We start from the raw sequence: 21793 nt of genomic DNA on the forward strand, positions 1-21793 counted from the left end.
GCTATGCCGTACCGCTCGCCGCTGCTCGAAATCCCCCGCGCGGTCGCCGCGCCCGAGGGCCATCCGGAAGCCGGAGTTCCGTGGCACTGGGGCGATCCGTTCGCCGAGCAGCGCACCGCCGCCAGGGGGTGGTCGTGATCGACCGCTCCCACCGCGAAATCCTCGCCGTCACCGGACCAGAACGCTTGTCCTGGTTGCATTTGGTCATCTCGCAACACGTCACCGAACTCGCCGAGGGCACCGGTACCGAAGCCCTCGTCCTCGACAGCCAAGGCCACGTCGACACCCATTTCGTCCTCGCGCACACCGGTGAAACGGTGTACCTCGACAGCGACCCCGGCCCGGTCGCCACGAGCGCGTTGCCCAAGGGCGGCAAGCAAACCCTGCGCGAGTACCTCGAAGCGATGAAGTTCTGGTCCAAGGTCGAAATCCGCGACGCGACGGAAGAACTGGCCGTCCTTTCGGTGCTCGGCCCGGAGACCGACAGCGTGCTCGGGGTCGAGCTTGGCACCGAGCCGTACTCGGTGGCCGCGCTGCCCGAGGGCGGGTTCGCCCGCCGGATGCCGTGGCCGACGCGGGCGGGCGCGGATCTCGTGGTGCCGCGTGCTCAGCTCACTCAATGGTGGCAACGGCTCACCGACGCGGGCGCGCGCCCGGCCGGCTCCTGGACCTTCGACGCGCTGCGCGTGGAATCGCGGCATCCGCGGCTCGGCGTCGACACCGACGAGCGGACCATCCCGCACGAGGTCGGCTGGATCGGCTCGGCCGCGCACGTCGCGAAGGGCTGCTACCGCGGTCAGGAGACCGTCTCGAAGGTGCACAACGTCGGCCGCCCGCCGCGCTATCTCGCGCTGCTGCACCTCGACGGTTCGCCGGAGATCACGCCGGAGACCGGCGACCCGGTGAAGCTCGGCGAACGCGTGGTCGGCCGGATCGGCACGGTCGCGCAGCACCACGAACTCGGGCCGATCGCGCTCGCGCTGGTCAAACGCTCGGTGCCGGGCGGGGCGGAGCTGCTGGCAGGCGACGAGGACCGAGTGGTCCAGGCCACTGTCGATCCGGACTCGGTGCCGGGCGAACACGCGGCGCCCGGACGGGAAGCGGCGCAGAGACTGCGGGGCTGAAGTGAACTCGACGGTAGCGTCGTCGCGGAATGTGGAGCAGGATGTGCCCGTGATCGAAGTGCGTCCCGGCGGGCGACGACGGATCGACCGCGTCCTCGGCCCGGGATATCTCACCGGATTAGGCGACTTGCCGCTCCCGGTGCTGCGCGAGCGGCGCGACGAAGCCGCGCAGGAAGAGACAGACCTGTCCTACCTGCGCCGGCTCCTGCACGCCCGCATCGACATCGTGCGCGCCGAACAGGAGCGCAGGTCCTCCGGCGGGCAGAGCAGCATCGTCGACCGGCTCGCGTCGATCCTCGCCGACAACGCGCTCGGCCCGGCCGCCGGTTCGGGCAGACATCAGCAGCTCGAACCGTCCCGCGCGGGCGAGCACCGCAGGCACGCTGAGGCACTGATCGGCGACACCGGGCTCACCGACGTCGGCTCCCTCTCGGACGACAAACTCGCCGCCGCGCTGGACACGTACGCAGCCGAGGAAGCGTCCGTGTCGTCCTTTCGCCGCCAGGTCCAGGGCGTAATGGACACGCTCAACGCCGAGATCGCCGCGCGCTACAGCAGCGGAGCGGCCACTGTGGACCAGCTGTTGGACAGCGAGCTGGGGCGCGTCGAGGAATGACCGGCCAGCCGATCCTTGTCGAGGTCGTCCGGAACGGATTCATCGAGAGCGTCCACCACGGATGTCTCGTCGTCACCGCTCCGGACGGCTCGGTCCAGTTCTCGGCGGGCGACGTGACCAGCCCGTTCTTCCCTCGGTCCGCGAACAAGCCGCTCCAGGGCGTCGGGATGCTCCGCGCCGGGCTCGGCTACGACGGCGCGGACCTGGCGCTGGGCTGCGCCTCGCATTCCGGCGAAACCGGACACGTCGAGCGAGTCGCGGCGATGCTGTCCGGGGCTGGGCTCGATCCGTCGGCGCTCGCCTGCCCGGCGGAGCTGCCGATCGGCGAGGACGCTCGGCGCGCGGCCGACGAACCGCGGCGGATCACGATGAACTGCTCGGGCAAGCACGCCGCGATGCTCGCCACCTGCGTCGCGAACGGCTGGCCGACCGAGGGCTACCAGCTGCCGGACCATCCGCTGCAGGTCCAGCTCGCGAAGACGGTCGAGGAGCTGACCGGCGAATCCATCGCCGCGGTCGGGGTCGACGGCTGCAGCGCGCCGCTGTTCGCGTTCTCGCCGATCGGCCTCGCCCGGGCGTTCGGCAAGCTCGCGCAAGCGGCTCAGGGTACGGACGAGCGCCGGGTCGCCGATGCGATGCGTGGACACCCGTGGCTGGTCGCGGGCACTAGCCGGGAGGACACCCGGCTGATGCAGGCCGTTCCCGGGCTGCTCTCGAAGAGCGGCGCGGAAGGTGTTCTCGCGTTCACGTTGGGCGAAGGCACCGCGTGTGCGATCAAGATCGCGGACGGCAACAAGCGGGCCTTGGCGCCGCTGGCCATGGCCGTCCTCGCTCGGCTGGGCATCGAGGCCCCGGACGAGCTGTCCGACCTGGCGCACCCGCCCGTGCTCGGCGGCGGCGAACGCCAAGGCGAGCTGCGGGTCAGTTGGAGTGCTCCTTAGCCGCGAGGTCGCCCCAGAACTCGCGGAGCTGCGAAAACAGCTCGGCCAGCTCCTCGACGTTCCCGGTGCGCAGCGCGTCGAGGATGTCGTGGACCTCCTCCGCGGTGGAGTCGGCGTCCAGCAGCGAGTCGGCGAACAGCTGCACGAGGCCGCCGTAGTCCAGCTCGACCACCGAGTCCGGGTCGAAGCTCTCCAGCCACTGGCGGGTCTGCGAGAGCACCCGGCCGGGGCCGGAGTCGCCGAAGGTCGTCTCGATCAGCTCGCCCGCGTCGGACGCGCGGCGCAGCGCGGCCGACATCGGCGTCCGCCACGACGCTTCGCGCGCCGGGTCGGCCGGGCCGGTACCGAGCACGAGCTTGCGTTCGTCCGGGTCGACCAGCGAGAACCAGGGCAGCGGCACGGTCCAGGTCGTGGTGAGAGTGTGCGCGGCGGTGGCGGTCAAGTCGGTCATCGCGGCTTTGGTCTGCGCACGGGCGCGGTCCGCAGTCACGCCGCCGGCGTCGAGGACCACGTTCCGCAACGCCGGCTCGGCGTCGGCGAGGAAGGTGCTCAACGCCGCGGCGGAGCGGGCGCGCAGTTCGAGCGGGCACGCGAACGGTCCCTCGGCCGAGTGCCCGGCGGGGACGTCGGCCGGGTCGAGCACGAGCACGTCGGTGACGAGGCTCGGCGCGGGCCGTCCGTCGCGCAGCTGCGCGGGCAGCAGCCGCACCGGCGCGGCCGCCTGTGACTTGAGCCACATCTGCTGTTCGCGTTCGCCGATCGCGACCCGGCTGAGCCCGCCCGCGGAAACGGCCTCGACCAGCTGTTGCGCGGGCGGATCGCCCAGCGCGCGCAGAGGTTCGTACACCCGCAGATACGCCACGAAGGGTCGGAGCACCCGAGCATCGTGGCACGCCGACCAGCACCGATCGGCATCGACGTGCCGGTAACCGGCGTCCGGCGGACACTGTCACGACGAGCACACCGTGCCACGTCGCATCCAACCCCCGGGACACGGTACGGTGTCAGCAGGAAAGAACTGTCGAGACGATGCGGGGCCGCCGATTCCCCCGGCCGCCCCGCCCCTGTGCGAGGGGGTCGAGCCATGGGGCGCGGCCGGGCTAAGGCCAAGCAGACGAAGGTGGCGCGCGAGCTCAAGTACAGCTCCCACGACACCGATTTCGATGCTTTGCAGCGCGAGCTGTCGAGTAGTTCCTCGGACAACCACGAGGACGACAAGCGGTACGAGGACCCGTACGACGACGGGTACGACGAGTACCGCCGCCGTTGACGCAGGCACACGACACGCGAGGGCGGAATCGGACCGCGGTCCGAGACGCCCTCGCGCGTTGTGTGCTGCCCGTTTCTCGCTGCTGCCGGTGAGGTGACGAAGGAGTTGGACGGGTGAGCGACATCGCACGAGTAGGTGTGGTCGGGGCCGGGCTGATGGGCTCCGGCATCGCCGAGGTGCACGCCAGGTCCGGATTGGACGTGCTGGTCACCGAGGTGAACCAGCCCGCTCTCGATGCGGGCAAGGCACGCATCGAGAAGTCGCTGCAACGCGGCGTCCGCAACGGCAAGCTGGCCGCCGAGGACGCCGAAGCGGCTCTCGGGCGGCTGCGCTTCACCACGGACATCGCCGAGTTCGCCGACCGCGATCTCGTCGTCGAGGCCATCCTGGAACAGGAGCAGGCCAAGGTCGACGTGTTCCGGCAGCTGGACAAGATCGTCGAACGCGAGGACGCGGTGTTCGCGTCCAACACGTCGTCGATCCCGATCATGAAGCTCGGCATGGCCACCGGCCGTCCGCAGCAGGTCGTCGGCATCCACTTCTTCAACCCGGTGCCGGTGCTGCCGCTGGTCGAGCTGGTCCCGTCGCTGCTGACCAGCGAGGAGACCGCCCGCCGCGCCGAGGAGCACGCCACCGGGGCGCTGGGCAAGACGGTGATCCGGTCGCAGGACCGGGCCGGGTTCATCGTGAACTCGCTGCTGGTGCCGTACCTGCTGTCGGCGATCCGGATGATCGAGTCGGGCTTCGCCTCGGCCGAGGACATCGACCGCGGGATGGAGCTGGGCACGGCGCATCCGATGGGTCCGCTGCGGCTGTCCGACCTGATCGGCCTCGACACCATCAAGGCCATCGCGGACTCGATGTACGCCGAGTTCAAGGAGCCGCTGTACTCGTCGCCGCCGCTGCTGCTGCGCATGGTCGACGCCGGGCTGCTCGGCAAGAAGACCGGCCGCGGGTTCTACTCGTACTCCTGAACTTTAGTTGCGGCGGCCCGCAACCTTTCCCCGCTGTGCGCGCAGCGGCGGGTCGCTTGACTGTGCGGCATGACTTCGACGTTCGTCTTCGCCGCCGGTGCCAACGGCGTGTCCGCCGCCCCGCCCGAACTCGTGCTGCGCGGGTATCGCGGGGTGGGGGTGCCGCAGCCTGAGCAGCAGTTCCGGCTGTCGTACCAGGCTCCGCAGGATCTCGGCGCGTTCGCGACCGAACCGTCGGCGCTGGCCGGCGTGACCGTGGCCGACCAGGTCGCGGCCACTGTGGACGTCGTCCGCCGGGCCGCCGCGCTGGGTCCGGTCGTGCTGGTCGGTTCGAGCATCGGCGGCGCGCTGGTCACGCTCGTCGCCGAAGAGGTCCCGGAGCTGGTGTCGGCGCTGGTCTACGACGCGGCGTTCTGCTGTGTCGATCTGCCGACCCCGGAGGAGTACCTGGCGACGCCTGAGGCGGCGTCGTCGCAGGTCGGAGCCATGCTGGGCTTCATCGCCGCCGACCCAGCGGTGATCGGCGCGATGCGCTTCAACTGGCGCTCCTCGTCAGCTGAGGCGTTGACGGCGGCGAAAGCGGCGCTCTGCGCGGACGCCACCGACGGCGAGTTCTACGCCCTGCTCAACGCGATGGCCCCGGACGACATCATCGGCCGCAGCGCGACCGACTCGCGCGGCACCGCGGAACGGTGGGGTCGCGTCCCTCGCTGCTACGTCCGGCATCTCCAGGACCGGCTGGTGCCGCTCGCCCTGCAGGACCGGATGATCGCCGAGGCCGACGCGCGCACACCCGGCACGCGGTTCGAGGTGCACGACATCGACACCTCGCATTTCCCGGACGCGGCCGGGATGGCGCAGTTCGTCGAGGTGCTGGACAAGGTCGGCCAGTCGGTCAGCTGAACGCCGCTCGTCGCGCGGCCCGGCGCAGCACCGTCAGGATCGCCGGGCCGAGCACGAGGATCGCGACCAGATTCGTGAGCGCGCGGCCGGTGTCCCAGCCCAGCGTGGACGTCAGGACGGTGAACACCAGGAACCGGTGCAGATTGTCGCCGAGCGCTGCGCCGGGGACAAAGTCCAGCGCGGTGTGGCTCGCCAGGAACGGCCAGGTGAACAGGCTCATCGCGAGGCCGTAGAAGTAGGCGGCGACCACGCCGTAGACCGCCAGCAGCGCGATCTCCCACCGGCCCTTGACCCGGCGCGGGAGCAGCCCGGCACCCAGTCCGACCAGCGCGGACGCGAGCATCTGGAACGGCAGCCACGGCCCGACCCCGCCGGTGAGCAGCGCGGACGCGAACAGCGACGTCGAGCCGAGTACGAATCCGAAGCCCGGACCGAACACCCGCCCGGCCAGGATGAGGAGGAAGAACACCAGCTCGATCCCGCCGGTGCCCGCGCTGAGCGGACGCAGCGCGGCGTTCACCGCGGACAGTACTCCGAGCAGCGCGAGCGCCTTCGCGTCGAGCCCGCCGCTGGACAGCTCGGCCAGCACGATCAGGATCAGCACCGGCAGCGTCGCGAGGAACACGAACGGCGCGTCGGCCACGTGCGCTGAGGTGCCGACGTTGCCGCGAGCGAGTAACGGCCAGCAGAACATCGCGAGACCGACGACGACAGCGGCCGTCAGCACCACCGCCGTGCGGTGCCGGATGCGAACAGCCGGGCCCAGGAAATCGGTCACGCCAGCGCCTTCGCCACTGCGTCCACGGTCAGCCACGGTTCGGGCGCGAGGATCTTCGCGACCTGCGGAGCGAAGGCGGGCGAGGCTACGACGACGTCCGCGGTCGGGCCGTCCGCGACCACTTCGCCTTCGGCGAGGACCACGACGCGGTGCGCGGCGGAGGCGACGAACTCGACGTCGTGAGTGGCCAGCAGGACCGCGTGTCCGTCGGCGGCCAGGTCGGCGAGGATGGTCGCGAAGTGCCGTTTCGCCGGGTAGTCCAGGCCGCGGGTCGGCTCGTCCAGCAGCACGACCGGCGGGGCGGCGGCCAGTTGGACCGCCAGCACCAAGGCCAGCCGCTGGCCTTCGGACAGGTCACGCGGGTTGGCGGCGTCCTCGATGCCGGGCACGAGGCGGTCGAGCAGCTTCCGGGCAGTGCCCGCGTCGACGCCCGACTCGACGTCGGCCTGTCGGCATTCCGCCCCGACCGAATCGAGGTACAGCAGGTCAGACGGGGTCTGCGGGACCAGCCCAACCCGAGCGCGGGCGGCTCGGGTGCGGAGCGTCTTCGGATCCGCGCCGAGGATGTCGACTGTGCCTTCGGACCGGGGTCCGCTGCCCTGCAACGCCCACAGCAGCGAGGACTTGCCGGACCCGTTGCGGCCCATCAACGCGACGACCTCGCCTCGGTTCAGCCGCAGGTCAACGCCGCGAACCGCGTTCACCCCGCCGTACCGGACCCGCACGTCCTTCGCGGTGAGGACCGCTTCGCCAGAGCTTTTCTCGACCTGAGCCGGGCGGCGTTCAGCCAAGCGTTCCCGGAGCGGGCGGGCGAGGCGGCGGGCGTCGCGGACCGAGAGCGGCAGCGGCGACCAGCCCGCGAGTCGGCCCAGCTCGACGATCGGCGGCGCGACGTCGGTCTCGGCGAAAACCTCGGCGGGCGGGCCGGACACCACGGAGCCGTCGCCGGGCAGGTAGAGCAGGCGATCGGCGTACTGCGCGACGCGTTCCATCCGATGCTCGGCGACGACGACGGTGGTCCCCAAGTCGTGCACCAGCCGGGTGATCGCGGCCAGCACCTCCTCGGCCGCAGTCGGGTCGAGCGCCGACGTCGGTTCGTCCAGCACCAGCACGCTCGGATGCGCCGTGAGCACCGCGCCGATCGCGACGCGTTGCTGCTGCCCGCCGGAGAGAGTCCGAAGTGGACGATCGCGGAGTTCGGCGATGCCAAGCAGGTCAAGGGTTTCCTCGACCCGCTTGCGCATCACCTCCGGCGCGACGGCGAGCTGCTCCATCGCGTACGCCAGTTCTTCCTCGACGGTGTCGGTGACGAAGCCGGCCAGCGGATCCTGTCCGACCACGCCGACCACCGACGCGAGTTCGCGCGGCGGATGCGTCGCGGTGTCGAGCCCGGCGACCTCGACGCGTCCGCTCAGCACGCCGCCGGTGAAGTGCGGGACGAGACCGTTGATCGCGCCCAGAAATGTCGACTTGCCGACTCCAGTACGGCCAGCGACGAGGCAGAGTTCGCCCTCCTCGATCGTCACGTCGACGTCCTTGAGCACCGGTCGGTCCGCCCCGGCGTAAGTGACGCTGACGTGCGAGAACTCGATCATCGGACGACCTCCGACACCAGCGCCGGACGCGGCGCGAACCAAGCGGGCAGCAGGCCGATCAGCACCGCGACAGCCGGCAGCAGCGGCAGCTCCGGCCAGGTCGGCGGGCTGGCCGGGGTGGTGAGCGAAACCGGGTCGGCGAGCAGCACGAGCACCGCGGTCGCGACGCCGCACAGCGCGACCAGCGTCTCCGGCAGCCGCCACGGGTCGGGCCGGTAGGTCGTGCGCCGGATCTGCCGTCCGCCCAGGATGAATCCGGCGGCGGCCAGCGCCAGACCGGCGACGAGCATCGGCACGCCGAGCCACGAAGCGGACCCGTCGAGCACGCCGTAAACCCCGACCGCGACGCCGACCAGCCCGGCCAGGACGCAGATCGCGATCACCATCCGGACCCGCGGCGAGAGGTAGCCGCGCCGCCCGTAGCCACGGGAATCCATGGCCGCCGCGAGCTGCAGCGACCGGTCCATGGCGTCGGCCAGCACCGGCACGAAAATCCCCTTCACGAACCGCAGGCCGCGCGTCCGGCCCGCCCGCAGCCGACGCGCGCGGCGCACCCGCTGCACGCTTTCGACCAGCTGCGGTGCCACGGACAATGCGACGGTGACCGCCGTCCCGACCTCATACAGCGCCCCGGGAACCGCCTTGAGCAGGCGCTTCGGGTTCGCCAGCGCGTTCGCGGCTCCGACGCAGAGGACGATCGTGGCCAGCCGGAGTCCGTCGTACAGCCCGCCGAGCAGCTCCTCGGCCGAGGTGGGGCCGAGGAGCTGGATACCGGCGGCGACGCTCGGCAGCTGGATAGCCGGCAGCGTGAACAGGACGTGCCCGCCGTCCTCGCCGCCGATCAGGATCCGGAAAAGCACGCGCGACAGCAGGATCACCCCGGCGACCCAGGCGTACATCCGAAACGCGAGCGCCCACGGCGCGTCGCCGCGACGGAGCACCACGACGAACCCGGCCACGGCGATCACCAGCGCGAGCAGGAGCGGGTTCGTGGTCCGGCTCGCGGCGACGGCGAGCGCGAGCGCCCACACCCACCACGCGCCGGGATGGAGCGCTCGCGGACTACTCCGCCGCACGCCTGCGGCGCACCGCGACGACCGTCCCGGCCACCACAAGCAGCACGACGACCACGATGCCGATCACCAGGCCCCACGGGAAGCCACTGTCCGAAGTGGACGCCGGAGCCGGAGCCTGTGCCGGCGCGTTGGCTTTGCGCACCGGTTCGGTGCGCGGCGGCGGATACTCGGCGTAGGCCTTGCCGATCGCGAAGGACCAGCCCTCGAACGCACCGGCGGGCGGCTTCCAACTCTGCGCACCGACCTGCGCCGAGGCCCATTTGCCGCCGTTCGTGGCGGTCCAGAAGCTCCACGACGCCTTCTCCGGCGGCATGTCCGTGCAGGCCTGATCGGCGGGCTTGCCCTCGATTTTGCACATCACCGCCAAGCCGTACTTGCCGGTTCCGGCGAGGTCGAACCCGGCGTTTTGCAGCGCGGTGACGCCGTTTTCCTGCTTGCCAGGAGCGCACCGGATGAGGGTTTCACCGCCAAGGCCTTGGAAATCGACGACTACCGTGACGCCATTGTCGTCCTGGCAGTACCCCGCGGTGCCCTTGCCTGGCGTGGTCGCCGAGGCGGAGGACGCCCCGCCCAACCCGGTAGCAACGAGAAGAGCGCAGCCGGCGAGGATTCGCCCCCAGTGCCGCGCGTGCACGAATCGCATGTCAGATGTACCTCGCATCGATCGGACCACGACGGGCGATCCGGCTCGCGGTCCCTCGCGGGGCCGCTCACGGTTGCGGGCCAGCGCCGGATTCTCACCGGCTTCCCCCGTTCGTGGCGAAGAACTTGTCGACGTTAACGCACCGCAGGCCCCGCCGGAAGCGACCGCGGCCACACCTACACTTCCGGACGTGGGACAGGACCAGCTGCGCGTCGGCCTCGTCGGAACCGGACCGTGGGCGACCACGGTGCACGCCCCCGGGCTCGCGGATCATCCAGGAACCGTGCTCAGTGCCGTGTGGAGCCGACGGCCGGAAGCCGCTTCCGCGCTGGCGCAGGCGTATGACGCCGTGCCCACCAGCGATCTGGACGAGCTGTTCGAGCAGGTCGACGCACTCGCGTTCGCCGTACCGCCGACCGTGCAGGCTGAACTGGCCACCCGGGCCGCCGAGGCGGGCAAGCACCTGATCCTGGAGAAACCGATCGCCTCCGACCTGGCCGCGGCACAGCGTCTGGCCGACGCCGTGACGTCCGCGGGCGTCGCCTCGCTGGTGATGCTCACGCTGCGGTTCTCCCAGCAGACGCGCGATTGGCTGGAGGGTGTCACCGCCGCTGGCGGCTGGCGCGGCGGCAGCGTGCGCTGGCTGTCCGGTGCCCTGCTCGGCGGCAAATACGCGTCCTCGGCGTGGCGACAGGACCCAGCCGGCGGCGCGCTCGCCGACATCGGCCCGCACGCGTTCGACCTGATCGACGCGGCCCTCGGCCCGATCACCGGCGTCCTCGCCACCCACCGCGGCCCCGACGACCTGTGGCAACTGCTGCTCGAACACGAAGGCGGCATCACGAGCACCGCGACGCTCAGCCTGCGCCTGCCGGTGCAGCCGACGGTGGTTGAGTACTCGGTGTTCGGCGACCACGGCCTGCGCACTCTCGGCCGCACCGGCACGGCGAACGACGCGTACACCGCCCTGCTGGACGATTTCGCCGCGATGGTGTCGTGCGGAACGACCACGCATCCGTGCGACGTCCGCCGGGGCGTGCACCTGGCGCGGATCGTGGACCAGGCCCGCGCTGCGCTGCGCAGTTAATTCACTTGCCCGGCCTGACACGATGGGCGGGAAGTTTCGCTTCGGACGAAGGAATGCCTATGTGCTCCGCCACGGCCCACTCCGGCCTGGTCTGAGCTGTTCGGTGTGGGTCTGCCCGGCCCGGTTTTGTGCTGCCCTGATGCGGCCGCACCTTCCTTCCTCTCGAAAGGCTTCCACCAGAGATGTCCGCCCTTCAGGCATACGTTCGCGCGACCGCGCCCCTCGGCCGCGACACCGAGCGAATCGGCCCGTTCCTGGCGACGTTCGCCCAAGACAGCTCTCATCCGATGGAGAACTACGCCATCCCTGACGACGGCGCACAACCCTCGTCCGCAGATATTGCTCGGCTGATTTCCGCCTACCAGCAACGAAATCTCCTGCCCCGGCTGGAGTTCTTCACCGAAGCCGCTCCGGCCGTCGAGGCAGCCCTCGTCGCCGAGGGTTTCACGCTGGAACGCCGGGTGCCCGTGATGACCTGTGGCCCCGAAGACCGCGTCGATTGCGTTGTGCCGGAACACTTTCAGCTGCGCGAACCATCGTCCGACGACGAATTCCGCCGCCTGCGGTCCGTACAGAACGTCGCGTTCGGCGAGCCACCGGAGGTGTCGGACGGGGATGTCGAACGCAACCGCGAACACCTGACCGTCCTAGCCGAACACGGCGAAACCATTGTGGGCGGCGGAATCGCGCTGGACATCGTGTCCGGCACAACGGAAATCGTCGGCATCGCGGTCTCCACCGAACACCGCGGCCAGGGCCTCGCGGCGGCAATCACCGCACACCTGACCCGCCTAGCCCACGAACGCGGCGCGCGGACAGCGTTCCTTACGCCGGGAGATGTGGGGATCGGGACGGTGTATCGGCGTGTTGGGTACCGCGTGGCTGGTGAGTGCGTGCACCTGTCGCTGAGTTAATCGTCGAACCGGCCGCCGCGGCCGCGTTTTACGTCGCTGCGGCGTTTCTTCGCGGCCAACCGGCGTTCCTTCGAGCCTCGCGAAGGCTTGGTGGGACGCCGTTTGGCCGGCGGTGGCGCGGACGCTTTCGTCAGCACCTCAGCGAGCCGTTCCCGTGCCGCGTCGCGGTTCATCAGCTGTGAGCGGTACTCGCTGGCCGCGATCGTCAGCACGCCTTCGACCAGGCGGGTGCCCAGCCGGGTCGTGATGCGTTCCTTCAGCGCGGGCGGGATTACGGCGGAGCCCGCGACGTCGAACGACAGCTCGACGCGCGAGTCCGTCGTGTTCACGCCCTGTCCGCCCGGTCCCGACGACCGGGAGAACCGCTCTCGCAGTTCGGCGCCCGGGATCACGAACCGGGCGCCGACGCGTACGTCCTCCGCCATGTCCTCAGTGTCTCAAGACAGAGCAAGCGGCTTTCAGAACCGCGGGTGGTCGCCCGACAGCACCGCGCGCGGGCCGTCCGGGTCTTCCGCGGGCTGCACGTCGCCGAGGATCCACGCGGGCACGTGCCGTGCGGTGAGCACCGCCAGCGCCCGGTCGACGTCCTCGGCGGACACGATCGCGACCATGCCGACGCCCATGTTGAACGTCTTCTCCAGCTCCGCGCGCTCGACCTTGCCGCGCTGGCCGATCAGGGCGAACACCGGGGCCGGCGTCCACGTGCCGCGTTCGAGCTTGGCGACCAGGCCGCGCGGCATCACGCGCGCGAGGTTCGCCTCGAGGCCGCCGCCGGTGATGTGCGCGAACGTGCGCACCTCGGTCTCGGCGACCAGCGCGAGGCAGTCCTTCGCGTAGATCTTGGTGGGTTCGAGCAGCTCCTCGCCAAGGGTGCGGCCGAACTCCTCGACGTGCCCGTCCAGCGGCATCCGCGCGATGTCCAGCAGCACGTGCCTTGCCAGCGAGTAGCCGTTGGAGTGCAGCCCGGACGAGCCCATGGCGAGCACGACGTCACCAGGGCGAACCTTCTCCGGCGACAGCAGCGCGGACGCCTCGACCGCGCCGACGCCGGTGGCCGACAGGTCGTAGTCGTGCTCGCCCATCAGGCCAGGGTGCTCGGCCGTCTCGCCGCCGAGCAGCGCGCAGCCCGCCTGCACGCAGCCCTCGGCGATGCCGCCGACCAGCGCCGCGATCTTCTCCGGCACCACCTTGCCGACCGCGATGTAGTCCTGCAGGAACAGCGGCTCGGCCCCGGTCACGACGAGGTCGTCGACCACCATCGCGACCAGGTCGATGCCGACCGTGTCGTGCTTGTCGAGCGCCTGCGCGACCGCGATTTTGGTGCCGACGCCGTCGGTGGACGACGCGAGAATCGGCTCTTTCCACTTGTCGAGCTTGAGGGAGAAAAGCCCGGCGAAGCCGCCGACCCCGCCGCGCACCTCGGGCCTGGTGGCGCGCTCGGCGTGTGGCTTGAGCAGCTCAACGGCCTGGTCACCGGCGTCGATGCTGACGCCGGCGGCTGCGTACGTGGCGCTCGTGGACTCGCTCACGGAAGCGGACTCCCTACTGGACTTGCTTGGTTCACGGACGCCGGACGGCGTCTTCGGCACCGTACCCGGCCGCACTGACAGGAGTCGCCGCGCCACCGGCCGCGTCCATGCTTTCGAGCAGGTGCTTGCCGATGAGCGCGTCCTCGGGCAGCGGAATCGGGTACTCGCCGGAGAAGCAGGCCGTGCACAGCCGCGATTTCGGCTGTTCCGACGCCGCGACCAGGCCGTCCAGCGAAATGTAGCCGAGCGAATCGGCCCCGATCGAGCGGCGGATTCCGTCCAGGTCGACGCCGTTCGCGACGAGTTCTGCCCGCGAGGCGAAGTCGATGCCGTAGAAGCACGGCCACCGCACCGGCGGCGACGCGATCCGCACGTGCACCTCGAGCGCACCAGCCTCGCGCAGCATCCGCACGAGCGCACGCTGCGTGTTGCCGCGGACGATCGAGTCGTCCACCACGACCAGGCGCTTGCCGCGGATGACGTCGCGCAGCGGGTTCAGCTTCAGCCGGATGCCGAGCTGCCGGATGGTCTGCGACGGCTGGATGAAGGTGCGTCCGACGTAGGCGTTCTTGACCAGACCGGTGCCGTACGGCAGGCCGGAGCCCTGCGCGTACCCGATCGCGGCCGGGGTGCCGGACTCCGGCACTGGCATCACGAGATCGGCGTCGACCGGGTGCTCGGCGGCCAGTTTGCGACCGATCTCAACGCGCGTGGCGTGCACGCTGCGGCCGGCGATCGACGTGTCCGGACGCGCGAGGTAGACGTACTCGAAGACGCAGCCCTTGGGCTCCGGGTTCGCGAACCGCGAGGAACGCAGCCCTTCGGCGTCGATGGCGATCAGCTCACCCGGCTCGACCTCGCGCACGAACGACGCGCCGCAGATGTCGAGCGCGGCGGTCTCGCTCGCCACGACCCAGCCGCGTTCCAGCCGACCGAGCACCAGCGGGTGCACGCCATGCGGGTCGCGGGCCGCGTACAGGGTGTTCTCGTCGGCGAAGACCAGGCAGAACGCACCCTTGAGGGTGGGCAGCAGCTCCAGCGCGGCGGCCTCGATGCCCTTGTCCGCGGCGTTCGCGGCGAGCAGTCCACAGACGAGGTCGGAGTCGCTCGAAGACCCGGTGAGCCCGGCGTGCGGCTTCAGACCAGCCTCGACCGTGCGGTCCCGCAGCTCGGCGGTGTTGACCAGGTTGCCGTTGTGCGCGAAGGACAGACCGCTGCCGGTAGCCGTGGTGCGGAAGATCGGCTGGGCGTTCTCCCAGATCGTGGCCCCGGTCGTGGAGTACCGGCAGTGCCCGACGGCGATGTGCCCCTGCAAGGACTGCAGGACCTGCTCGTCGAAGACCTGGCTGACGAGACCGAGGTCCTTGAAGACGACGATCTGCGAGCCGTCCGAGACGGAGATGCCCGCTGCCTCCTGCCCGCGGTGCTGCAGGGCGTAGAGGCCGTAGTAGGTGAGCTTGGCGACTTCTTCCCCGGGAGCCCAGACGCCGAAGACGCCGCACTCCTCACGGGGTTCCGGTTCGGGTTGATCTTCGGGTCGATCTTCGGGTTGAGCAGGACTGGCGGAGGGGTCGGAAACCACCGGGAAGCTCCCAGGAAGACGCGGGCGGGCCGAGTCCAAGTGTAAGGGCTGGACCGCGCGGTACAGCGGTCCGTGGCGTGGTTCTGACCACTACGGGGGAGGTTTTGGTGAGCGGTGCTCTTGGTTGGGAGCGGGGGTCTTGGACTTTCCTTCTATCGGGCGGCTGTTGCGGGTGGGCACCCCGAAGCTTGATTGTGCTGACGGTCGGTGGGTGCTTGTCAAGGCGGGAAAGATGCCTTGACAAGCACCCACCGACCGCAGAGAGGCTTCGTATCGGGGTGCAGGGCCAGGGCTGGGTGCCTCGATCTTTGGGTGCGTCGGCGGCGGTTCGGTGGGCGATGTCCGTGAAGGACTCCTTAAGGGAATCCAAGTCCGTGAGGGGAACCCTGGGGGAATCAGAGTCCGTGAAGGTGGCCCTCACGGACAGCGCCTGGCCGCGGGGCCGAAATGAAACAGGCCCCGCACGAAGTGGATTGGGCCACTTCGTACGGGACCTGAGATCGGGGAGCGCCCGGGGGAGGCGCGGTAAAGCGGGTCAGCGAGCGGCTAGCCACTTCGAGCGGCCGCCTCGGCCGGGGACCCAGCAGCCGTTCGCGGGGGCGACGGTGGCTGGGTGCCGATCGGGCAGCGCGAGTACTTCGTCCAACACCTGGCTCGCCTCGCCGCGTGCGCGCCACAGCGTCGACGCGGGGGCGAAGATGTTCTGCTCGCTGCCGGGGAGGCGGCTTGCCTCCACGTCGTCCTCGGCGTTGAGCCGGACGACGTCGACCACGTTGTCGTGGACTCGGACTCCGACCACGGCCTGCACCTCGCCCGCTCCGTCCGTCGGGTGGACGAACTGGTAGCCCTTGGCGATCAGCTGTTGCAGGCCTTGCTCGATGTCGAAGCCGGATCCGACGACGTCTGACTCAGCCGAGGACATCGTCGAATTCGCCGTCCTTCGCGCCGGCCAGGAAGGCCGCCATCTCCGCACGCGTGTAGACGAGCGCCGGGCCCGCCGGGAAACGGGAGTTCCGCATCGCGATCTCGCCCGAGGTCAGCGGGGCCACCTCTACGCAGTTGCCCACCGCACCGCTGTAGCTCGCCTTGCGCCACTGGGCTCCGGTCAGCCGGTCGGCCGGAATACCGTTCTCGAACCGTTCAGCCATGATGCCACCTTCCAGAAGGACGATGAAAAGCTCAGGAATCTGCACGTGCATCTGCCTGCGACTTCGACGCTAGCACGCGCGCATGCAGCGGTAAATGCACGTGCAGAATTTCCTGCAAATTTCTCACTGCGTGACGACACGGTTCAGTAGAAGTTCCCGTATAGGTGATTCGAGCACTACCCGAACGGGCGAATTATTACCTTGGGTCACGATATTGGCGTTCTGATAACGCAGTGCGTACGTGAGTCGCCGCCGACGGACGCAGGGGGTGAATGGCGGACACTGACCGTGATGGCCGACAAGGCGTTCGGAAGGCTCGGGGCCGGGTCAGTGGAAAGGGGTTTCCGGAGATATGCACGCTCGGTAATGAGAAACCGGCGAGCGGGTTCTCTATTCGGCTACTCGTCGCCCGGACGGTCGGGACTGGAATTCTCGGTACGGGGAATTTCGCCGGGGGCGAGTGCACCGGCAGAGAAGAAGGAGCCTCGCTCAGATGTCTGCCTTGTACTTGGCGATCAGCGAGCGGCTTCGTTCCGGGGTCTCCGCGTCGACGGCGAGCAGGTCCAAGGCACGGCCGTACTTCTCGATCTCGTCGCGCTTGTCCAGGTAGTGCGCGCCGGTCAGGTACTCGACGTAGACGATGTTCGGCAGTTCCGCCTCCGAGAAGCGCAGCAGCGAGAACGCGTGCTCCGCAGAAAGACCGCTGCGGCAGAACGGCAGGATCTGCACCGACACGTGCGGCAGGGTCGTGACCTCGAGCAGGTACTCCAGCTGCTGTTTGAACACCTTCGGCCCGCCGATCGGCCGGTGCAGCACCGATTCGTCGAGCACCGCCCAGATCCGCGGCGCGTCGGGGCGGGCCAGCATCTTCTGCCGCCGCATGCGCAGGGCGACCAGCTGGTCCACGCGTTCGTCGGCCATTTCCGGGCGGCCGTGGCTGAAGATCGCGCGCGCGTACGGCTCGATCTGCAGCAGGCCGGACACGAACAGCGGCTCCCAGATCTGGATCCGCGACGCGGCTTCCTCAAGACCGACGAGGTCGGTGAACCACGCGGGCACCGTTTCCCCGAACTTGCGCCACCAGCCCGCCTCATTGGACTGCTTGACCATGTCGAGGAACGCTTTGCGCTCGTCCTCGTCGGAGACGCCGTACATGGTGAGCAGGTCGGCGACGTCGCGTTCCTTGAAGCCGACGCGGCCGAGTTCGAGCCGGGAGATCTTGGATTCCGAGCCGCGGATGTTGTAGCCCGCTTGCTGACGCGTGATCCCGGCTTCCTCGCGCAGTCGGCGAAGCTGCGAACCGAGGATCATCCGGCGCGCTGTCGGACCGAGGCTCTGCTCGCCGGCGGACACGCCTACCGCGTTCATGACCAGGGCCCTTCCATCGCCGCTCGTTCGTCCCGGGGAATCGAAATCGACTACCCAAAGTACACGCAAGGCACTGCCCCGGACAGCGTGGCACAGCCTCGGCTCAGGGGATTCTACGGAGTGTGTGCCTCAGATGACACTCCTGAGAGAACAATCGCGGCGGAAATTCAGATCCGCACGACCGGAAGCCAGTGCGTCAGGTCCGCGCGGCTGCCCGAGGCGGATACCCGGGCGTCGCGGAGCGCGTCGTCCCAGTCCAGAAGCCCGGTGGCCAGTTCGAGCCACGTCCGCGCGTCGGTTTCGACGACGTTCGGCGGCGTGCCCCGGGTGTGCCGCGGGCCCTCGATGCACTGCACCGCGGCGTACGGCGGCACCCGGACTTCGACGGTGTGCCCGGGAGCGTCTTGGGCGAGCGTGCGCAGGGTCGCGCGCACCGCCGCGGCCAGTTCGGGACGGGCCGGATCCGGTCCGGCGCCACGCAACCAGTCCGAAACGGCCAGCACCGCCGCCCGTAACTGAGCGGGATCGACCGAACGCGAAGAGGCCATGCGACAACAGTAGAGTGGCCGCGAACGGACTTTCAGGCACCCGGCACCGAGGGACGGCGATGGCGCAGCGGGACGAGGCAGATCGGATGGTTTCCCGGACCCCGGCGGGCAAACGCGCGCGCCGGAACGCGTACCCCCGCCGCGGTCCGCAGGGAAAACCTGAGATCACTCCCGAGATGCGGGCCAACGCGCGGACCAACCCGAACAGCTGGCTGTATGTCATCGACGAGGCCTTCGACGCGCGCGGGCCGGTGCCGTCGTGGGCGGTCGTCGGCGCGTATCCGGTGAACGGCACGGGCGAGGTCGTCGAGGACTTCCATCCCAACGATCGTTACCGGCCCTCGCCGAAGGCGCTCGGTTTTCCCGAGCCGCGCAACGAACTCGAGCGGCTGCTGCAAATGGTCCGGACCGAACACCGGCCCGCCGAAGACCTGCCGCGCGTCATCCTCGACTCGACGCTGCTGGTTTACGCCCTGTCCCCGGTGCAGCGCACGGTCATCGGCTTCCACAACACCGACGGCCGCGTGATGGTCCCGGCGTACACGGCGAAGTCGTTGGTACCGCGCGAATGGCCGCACGCGCGCGCGGTGCTCGGCCGCGACATCGTCGGGCTGCTCGCCGGACATCCGCTCGCGATCAACCCGCACGACCTGATCACCGCGGTGGTACCCGCCGAGCACCTCATGAAGGCGCTGGCCGAAGAACGCCGCTGACCTGGGCAGACCACCCTGCCGAGTGATCATGATTCGCCGAAATCCCGCGACCGGGGCATCGTGACGCAGTAGGAGTACACGCGTCCGGTGAGGAGCCCTGGGTGAAGCGTCGGTTGCTGCTGCGCTGGAGCGCGGTTCTCTTCGCCGGGATCACCGGCACGTCCTTGTGCGCGACGGCGGAGGCGGCGCCGAGCTACGCCGGGGCCGAGGACAACTACGCCGGTTCGCAAGTCGCGAAGCACGAAGGCGTGCTGGGATCGCCGAACATCTCGTACACGACGGAAGGCCAGTACCTCGGGCACGACGTCAGCGGGCACCAGGGTCCGGTCGACTGGCCAGCCGCGGCGGGAGCCGGCGCGAAATTCGTGTACGTGAAAGCGACCGAGGGCACCGGGTTCGTCAGCGGGCAGTTCGCCCAGCAGTACAACGGTTCCTACCAAGCGGGGATCGTCCGCGGGGCCTATCACTTCGCGCGCCCGGACGTGTCCGACGGCGCCGCGCAGGCCAACTACTTCCTCTCCCACGGCGGCGGATGGTCGGCCGACGGCAAGACGCTTCCCGGCGCGCTCGACATGGAATACAACCCCTACGGCGAAACGTGTTACGGCAAGGACGCGAACGGGATGGTCGCGTGGATCCGCGCGTTCTCCGACACCTATCGCGCCCGCACCGGACGGCTGCCGACGATCTATACCTCGACCAGTTGGTGGAAACGGTGCACCGGAAACAACCCTTCTTTCGGAGGGAATCCACTCTGGATCGCGCGCTACAACTCCTTCATCGGCGAACTGCCCGCGGGCTGGGGACAGCACGCCATCTGGCAGTTCTCGAACAGCGGGACACTGCCGGGAGACCAGAACTGGCTCAACGGAACGCAAACGGCGCTACGCAATCTGGCATTCGGGTGAACATTCGTGACGTTGTCACAAATTAGTCATCACCGCCCGATGAAAATCACCCACTCGCCCATTCATCTTCACGGAACTTGGTGACAAACGCCGATTCGTCCTCAAGAATCTCCCCGTGGCGGCTACCTGCACATAGCCGCCCTCCGCGAGGGTATCTGTGAAGGGATCGACGATGTCCACTTCCCGAAGAGGACGGCGTATCACGCTGCTGTCCGCGCTCACCGTCCCTGTAGTAGCGCTCCTGCTCGGCGCTTCGACAGAGGCGATCGCCGCCCCGGCGGCTTCCCCGCTTTCGGCGCGGGAGATCAACGCCGTCAACGCCGACATCCAGGCGAACAACCACACCCTGGGGTCGCAGATCCGGCGCGTCGAGGGAGATCAGTCCACTCCCGAGACGATCAAGGCCGCGCAACAGCCGCAGCCCGCGGCCGCGCTGCCGAACCAGGTGGCCGCCGCGGTCGCTGGCATGGACGTCGCCAGCTATCAGGGCAACGTCAACTGGGCCAACTGGTGGGGCCAGGGCAAGCGATTCGTCTGGACCAAGGCGACCGAGAGCACGAACTACACGAACCCGTACTTCGCCCAGCAGTACAACGGTTCCTACAACCAGGGATTCATCCGGGGCGCCTACCACTTCGCCACCCCGAACACCTCGAGCGGCGCGGCGCAGGCGACCTACTTCGTCGCGCACGGCGGCGGCTGGTCGAAGGACGGCAAGACGCTGCCCGGCGCGCTGGACATGGAGTACAACCCCTACGGCGCGACCTGTTACGGGCTGAGCAAGGCGTCGATGACGGCGTGGATCAAGGACTTCCACGACACCTATCACGCCAAGACGGGCCGCTGGCCGGTGATTTACACGTCGACGAGCTGGTGGAACCAGTGCGTCAGCGGCGATTTCTCCAGCACCGCTCCGCTGTGGGTCGCGCGGTACGCGTCCTCGCCCGGAACGCTGCCGTACAACTGGGGCGTCTACACCGTGTGGCAGTACACCTCGAGCCCGCTTGACCAGGACACGTTCAACGGCGCCTACGACCGGCTGCAGGCACTCGCCAACGGCTGACCTGACGGCGCGCACGGACGCGGCTCCCGGTTCTCCCCTCCTCCTGCCGGGCGGGGCGGCCGGGAGCCGCTTTTGTGCACGCCCTGCCCGCCTTGCACAATGCAGACCTGGGGCGGAGACGGAACCGCCTGAGCCGGCGGGGCGTCAGACCGCGGCGCGAGTCGGTGCAGCAGGAAGGCGGAACCATGACTTACCCACCGCAGCCCGGACAGGGCGGGGACCCCTACGGCCAGGGCTGGCAGCAGCCTGGCCAGGGCGGGGTGCCGCAGCAGCCGGGGTGGGACCCCAACCAGGCCCAGCAGCCGCAACAGGGCTGGGACCCGAACGCCCAGGCCCAGCCACAGCCCGGGTGGGACCCGAACGCTCAGCAGCAGTACCCGGGGTACCAGCAGCAGCCTTACGGCGGCACCCAGCAGTTCCCGCAGCAGGGCTGGGACCAGGGGCAATACCCGGGCGGACCGGGCGGCCCCGGCGGGGAGCCGCCGAAGAGCAACAAGACCGGGCTGTGGATCGGCATCGCCGTCGCGGTCGTCGTGGTGGTCGCGCTGGGCATCACCGGGTTCGTCGCTCCGGGGTTCTTCCTGAGCAAGGACGACAAGGGCACCACGCAGGCGCAGCCGCCGGCACCGGCCCCGTCGCAGTCTTCGGAAGCGCCGATGCCGAGCGACTCGTCGTCGCCGTCCACGGATTCGAGCGAGGAGCCCGGCTCCGGCGGGGCCTCGGGCGAGGCGAAGCAGGTCATCGACAACTTCCTCGCCAAGCTCAACGCCAAGGACGCCGCCGGTGCCACCGCGCTGGCCTGCCAGGGCACCGAGAGCATGTCGAAGCGCAGCATCGACGAGACCACCAGCGGCGACCCGCAGCTTTCGCTGGGCAAGGTCACCCAGGGCAGCGCCACGACGAGCGCCCGCGTCACCGGCACGCTGTCGGGCAAGGACGCCAGCGGCACGATGGTCATCATGAACCGCGGCGGCGGTTACTGTGTGGGGCTTTACCTGATCCTGGCGTTCTGA

General features: G+C 69.5%; 23 protein-coding genes, 1 pseudogene and 1 riboswitch. Of the genes and pseudogenes, 12 read left to right on the plus strand and 12 right to left on the minus strand.

What is annotated here, in order from left to right; genetic code table 11:
- The first annotated feature begins 3 nt into the window (after positions 1–3).
- The 3 genes and pseudogenes from RPX00_RS11525 to RPX00_RS11535 all read left to right on the plus strand — a co-directional run bounded on the left by RPX00_RS11525 (position 4) and on the right by RPX00_RS11535 (position 2681).
- Positions 4–1124: pseudogene (locus tag RPX00_RS11525) on the plus strand (YgfZ/GcvT domain-containing protein).
- Between the two features lie 49 nt (positions 1125–1173).
- On the plus strand, positions 1174–1740 hold the full coding sequence (locus RPX00_RS11530) for an aerial mycelium formation protein (RefSeq protein ID WP_378303854.1): 567 nt from the start codon (positions 1174–1176) through the stop codon (positions 1738–1740).
- Positions 1737–2681 carry an asparaginase gene (locus RPX00_RS11535; RefSeq protein WP_406639505.1) on the plus strand — a complete coding sequence of 315 codons (945 nt, stop codon included), beginning with the start codon at positions 1737–1739 and terminating at the stop codon, positions 2679–2681. The genes RPX00_RS11530 and RPX00_RS11535 overlap by 4 nt, the downstream gene beginning before the upstream one ends.
- Here RPX00_RS11535 and RPX00_RS11540 read toward each other — a convergent pair.
- A complete protein-coding gene (locus RPX00_RS11540; RefSeq protein WP_406639506.1) occupies positions 2662–3558 on the minus strand; it encodes a hypothetical protein in 897 nt (298 codons plus the stop codon). The two genes, RPX00_RS11535 and RPX00_RS11540, sit on opposite strands and share 20 nt — an antisense overlap.
- Positions 3559–3765: 207 nt before the next feature.
- Here RPX00_RS11540 and RPX00_RS11545 point away from each other — a divergent pair, with 207 nt between their 5' ends.
- The 3 genes from RPX00_RS11545 (at position 3766) to RPX00_RS11555 (ending at position 5828) form a co-directional block, all read left to right on the plus strand.
- The gene (locus tag RPX00_RS11545) at positions 3766–3951 is read left to right on the plus strand and encodes a DUF3073 domain-containing protein (RefSeq protein ID WP_378303848.1); all 186 of its coding nucleotides are present in this window, start codon (positions 3766–3768) and stop codon (positions 3949–3951) included.
- Between the two features lie 113 nt (positions 3952–4064).
- Positions 4065–4925: a 3-hydroxybutyryl-CoA dehydrogenase gene (locus RPX00_RS11550; RefSeq protein ID WP_344266205.1), complete on the plus strand. Its 861-nt coding sequence runs from the start codon at positions 4065–4067 to the stop codon at positions 4923–4925.
- A 69-nt stretch (positions 4926–4994) separates the two neighbouring features.
- Positions 4995–5828 (plus strand): alpha/beta fold hydrolase, encoded by an 834-nt coding sequence (locus tag RPX00_RS11555; protein WP_406639507.1) that lies wholly within the window; start codon positions 4995–4997, stop codon positions 5826–5828.
- Here the strand turns inward: RPX00_RS11555 and RPX00_RS11560 are convergent.
- Genes RPX00_RS11560 through RPX00_RS11575 form a run of 4 tightly spaced genes read right to left on the minus strand, consistent with a single transcriptional unit; the run spans position 5821 to position 9920 of the window.
- Complete coding sequence (locus RPX00_RS11560) at positions 5821–6606, minus strand: ECF transporter S component (RefSeq protein WP_406639508.1); 786 nt, start codon at positions 6604–6606, stop codon at positions 5821–5823. The genes RPX00_RS11555 and RPX00_RS11560 overlap by 8 nt on opposite strands.
- Positions 6603–8201, minus strand: a complete 1599-nt coding sequence (locus RPX00_RS11565) for an ABC transporter ATP-binding protein (RefSeq protein WP_406639509.1) — start codon at positions 8199–8201, stop codon at positions 6603–6605. The genes RPX00_RS11560 and RPX00_RS11565 overlap by 4 nt, the downstream gene beginning before the upstream one ends.
- A complete protein-coding gene (locus RPX00_RS11570) occupies positions 8198–9277 on the minus strand; it encodes a CbiQ family ECF transporter T component (RefSeq protein ID WP_406639510.1) in 1080 nt (359 codons plus the stop codon). Before RPX00_RS11570 ends, RPX00_RS11565 begins: the two co-directional genes overlap by 4 nt.
- Complete coding sequence (locus RPX00_RS11575; protein ID WP_406639511.1) at positions 9264–9920, minus strand: hypothetical protein; 657 nt, start codon at positions 9918–9920, stop codon at positions 9264–9266. The genes RPX00_RS11570 and RPX00_RS11575 overlap by 14 nt, the downstream gene beginning before the upstream one ends.
- A 12-nt stretch (positions 9921–9932) precedes the next feature.
- Positions 9933–10063, minus strand: a riboswitch (cobalamin riboswitch).
- A gap of 47 nt (positions 10064–10110) precedes the next feature.
- Between RPX00_RS11575 and RPX00_RS11580 the strand changes: the two genes are divergently transcribed.
- Entirely contained in the window at positions 10111–11007 is an 897-nt protein-coding gene (locus tag RPX00_RS11580; protein ID WP_406639512.1) for a Gfo/Idh/MocA family protein, read from the plus strand.
- 182 nt (positions 11008–11189) lie between these two features.
- Positions 11190–11921, plus strand: a complete 732-nt coding sequence (locus RPX00_RS11585; RefSeq protein WP_406639513.1) for a GNAT family N-acetyltransferase — start codon at positions 11190–11192, stop codon at positions 11919–11921.
- Here RPX00_RS11585 and arfB read toward each other — a convergent pair.
- The 7 genes from arfB to RPX00_RS11620 all read right to left on the minus strand — a co-directional run bounded on the left by arfB (position 11918) and on the right by RPX00_RS11620 (position 18096).
- Complete coding sequence (arfB, locus tag RPX00_RS11590) at positions 11918–12346, minus strand: alternative ribosome rescue aminoacyl-tRNA hydrolase ArfB (RefSeq protein ID WP_406639514.1); 429 nt, start codon at positions 12344–12346, stop codon at positions 11918–11920. The genes RPX00_RS11585 and arfB overlap by 4 nt on opposite strands.
- 33 nt (positions 12347–12379) lie before the next feature.
- The gene (gene purM, locus RPX00_RS11595; protein ID WP_378303826.1) at positions 12380–13450 is read right to left on the minus strand and encodes a phosphoribosylformylglycinamidine cyclo-ligase; all 1071 of its coding nucleotides are present in this window, start codon (positions 13448–13450) and stop codon (positions 12380–12382) included.
- A 31-nt stretch (positions 13451–13481) separates the two neighbouring features.
- On the minus strand, positions 13482–15032 hold the full coding sequence (purF, locus tag RPX00_RS11600) for an amidophosphoribosyltransferase (RefSeq protein ID WP_406639515.1): 1551 nt from the start codon (positions 15030–15032) through the stop codon (positions 13482–13484).
- A 535-nt stretch (positions 15033–15567) separates the two neighbouring features.
- Positions 15568–15954, minus strand: coding sequence for a hypothetical protein (locus RPX00_RS11605; RefSeq protein ID WP_406639517.1), 387 nt, complete (start codon positions 15952–15954; stop codon positions 15568–15570).
- On the minus strand, positions 15941–16180 hold the full coding sequence (locus tag RPX00_RS11610; RefSeq protein WP_406639519.1) for a DUF397 domain-containing protein: 240 nt from the start codon (positions 16178–16180) through the stop codon (positions 15941–15943). Before RPX00_RS11610 ends, RPX00_RS11605 begins: the two co-directional genes overlap by 14 nt.
- 489 nt (positions 16181–16669) lie before the next feature.
- The gene (locus RPX00_RS11615) at positions 16670–17548 is read right to left on the minus strand and encodes a helix-turn-helix domain-containing protein (RefSeq protein ID WP_406639520.1); all 879 of its coding nucleotides are present in this window, start codon (positions 17546–17548) and stop codon (positions 16670–16672) included.
- Between the two features lie 167 nt (positions 17549–17715).
- A complete protein-coding gene (locus RPX00_RS11620) occupies positions 17716–18096 on the minus strand; it encodes a sterol carrier family protein (protein WP_406639521.1) in 381 nt (126 codons plus the stop codon).
- Between the two features lie 59 nt (positions 18097–18155).
- Between RPX00_RS11620 and RPX00_RS11625 the strand changes: the two genes are divergently transcribed.
- The 4 genes from RPX00_RS11625 (at position 18156) to RPX00_RS11640 (ending at position 21793) form a co-directional block, all read left to right on the plus strand.
- Positions 18156–18809, plus strand: coding sequence for a type VII secretion system-associated protein (locus RPX00_RS11625; RefSeq protein ID WP_378303818.1), 654 nt, complete (start codon positions 18156–18158; stop codon positions 18807–18809).
- 101 nt (positions 18810–18910) lie between these two features.
- The gene (locus RPX00_RS11630) at positions 18911–19717 is read left to right on the plus strand and encodes a lysozyme (RefSeq protein ID WP_406639523.1); all 807 of its coding nucleotides are present in this window, start codon (positions 18911–18913) and stop codon (positions 19715–19717) included.
- A 172-nt stretch (positions 19718–19889) separates the two neighbouring features.
- On the plus strand, positions 19890–20780 hold the full coding sequence (locus tag RPX00_RS11635) for a lysozyme (RefSeq protein WP_406639524.1): 891 nt from the start codon (positions 19890–19892) through the stop codon (positions 20778–20780).
- Between the two features lie 185 nt (positions 20781–20965).
- Positions 20966–21793, plus strand: coding sequence for a hypothetical protein (locus tag RPX00_RS11640; protein WP_406639525.1), 828 nt, complete (start codon positions 20966–20968; stop codon positions 21791–21793).

It is taken from the genome of Amycolatopsis sp. WGS_07, from assembly GCF_045278895.1.
In the GTDB taxonomy this organism is placed as follows: Bacteria; Actinomycetota; Actinomycetes; order Mycobacteriales; family Pseudonocardiaceae; genus Amycolatopsis.

Coding starts and splice junctions, on each gene's coding strand:
- RPX00_RS11555 (WP_406639507.1), top strand. CDS start 4,995: ATGACTTCGACGTTCGTCTTCGCCGCCGGTGCCAACGGCGTGTCCGCC.
- RPX00_RS11545 (WP_378303848.1), top strand. CDS start 3,766: ATGGGGCGCGGCCGGGCTAAGGCCAAGCAGACGAAGGTGGCGCGCGAG.
- RPX00_RS11575 (WP_406639511.1), bottom strand. CDS start 9,920: ATGCGATTCGTGCACGCGCGGCACTGGGGGCGAATCCTCGCCGGCTGC.
- RPX00_RS11585 (WP_406639513.1), top strand. CDS start 11,190: ATGTCCGCCCTTCAGGCATACGTTCGCGCGACCGCGCCCCTCGGCCGC.
- RPX00_RS11620 (WP_406639521.1), bottom strand. CDS start 18,096: ATGGCCTCTTCGCGTTCGGTCGATCCCGCTCAGTTACGGGCGGCGGTG.
- RPX00_RS11640 (WP_406639525.1), top strand. CDS start 20,966: ATGACTTACCCACCGCAGCCCGGACAGGGCGGGGACCCCTACGGCCAG.
- RPX00_RS11605 (WP_406639517.1), bottom strand. CDS start 15,954: ATGTCCTCGGCTGAGTCAGACGTCGTCGGATCCGGCTTCGACATCGAG.
- arfB (WP_406639514.1), bottom strand. CDS start 12,346: ATGGCGGAGGACGTACGCGTCGGCGCCCGGTTCGTGATCCCGGGCGCC.
- RPX00_RS11615 (WP_406639520.1), bottom strand. CDS start 17,548: ATGAACGCGGTAGGCGTGTCCGCCGGCGAGCAGAGCCTCGGTCCGACA.
- RPX00_RS11565 (WP_406639509.1), bottom strand. CDS start 8,201: ATGATCGAGTTCTCGCACGTCAGCGTCACTTACGCCGGGGCGGACCGA.
- RPX00_RS11625 (WP_378303818.1), top strand. CDS start 18,156: ATGGCGCAGCGGGACGAGGCAGATCGGATGGTTTCCCGGACCCCGGCG.
- RPX00_RS11610 (WP_406639519.1), bottom strand. CDS start 16,180: ATGGCTGAACGGTTCGAGAACGGTATTCCGGCCGACCGGCTGACCGGA.
- RPX00_RS11635 (WP_406639524.1), top strand. CDS start 19,890: ATGTCCACTTCCCGAAGAGGACGGCGTATCACGCTGCTGTCCGCGCTC.
- RPX00_RS11535 (WP_406639505.1), top strand. CDS start 1,737: ATGACCGGCCAGCCGATCCTTGTCGAGGTCGTCCGGAACGGATTCATC.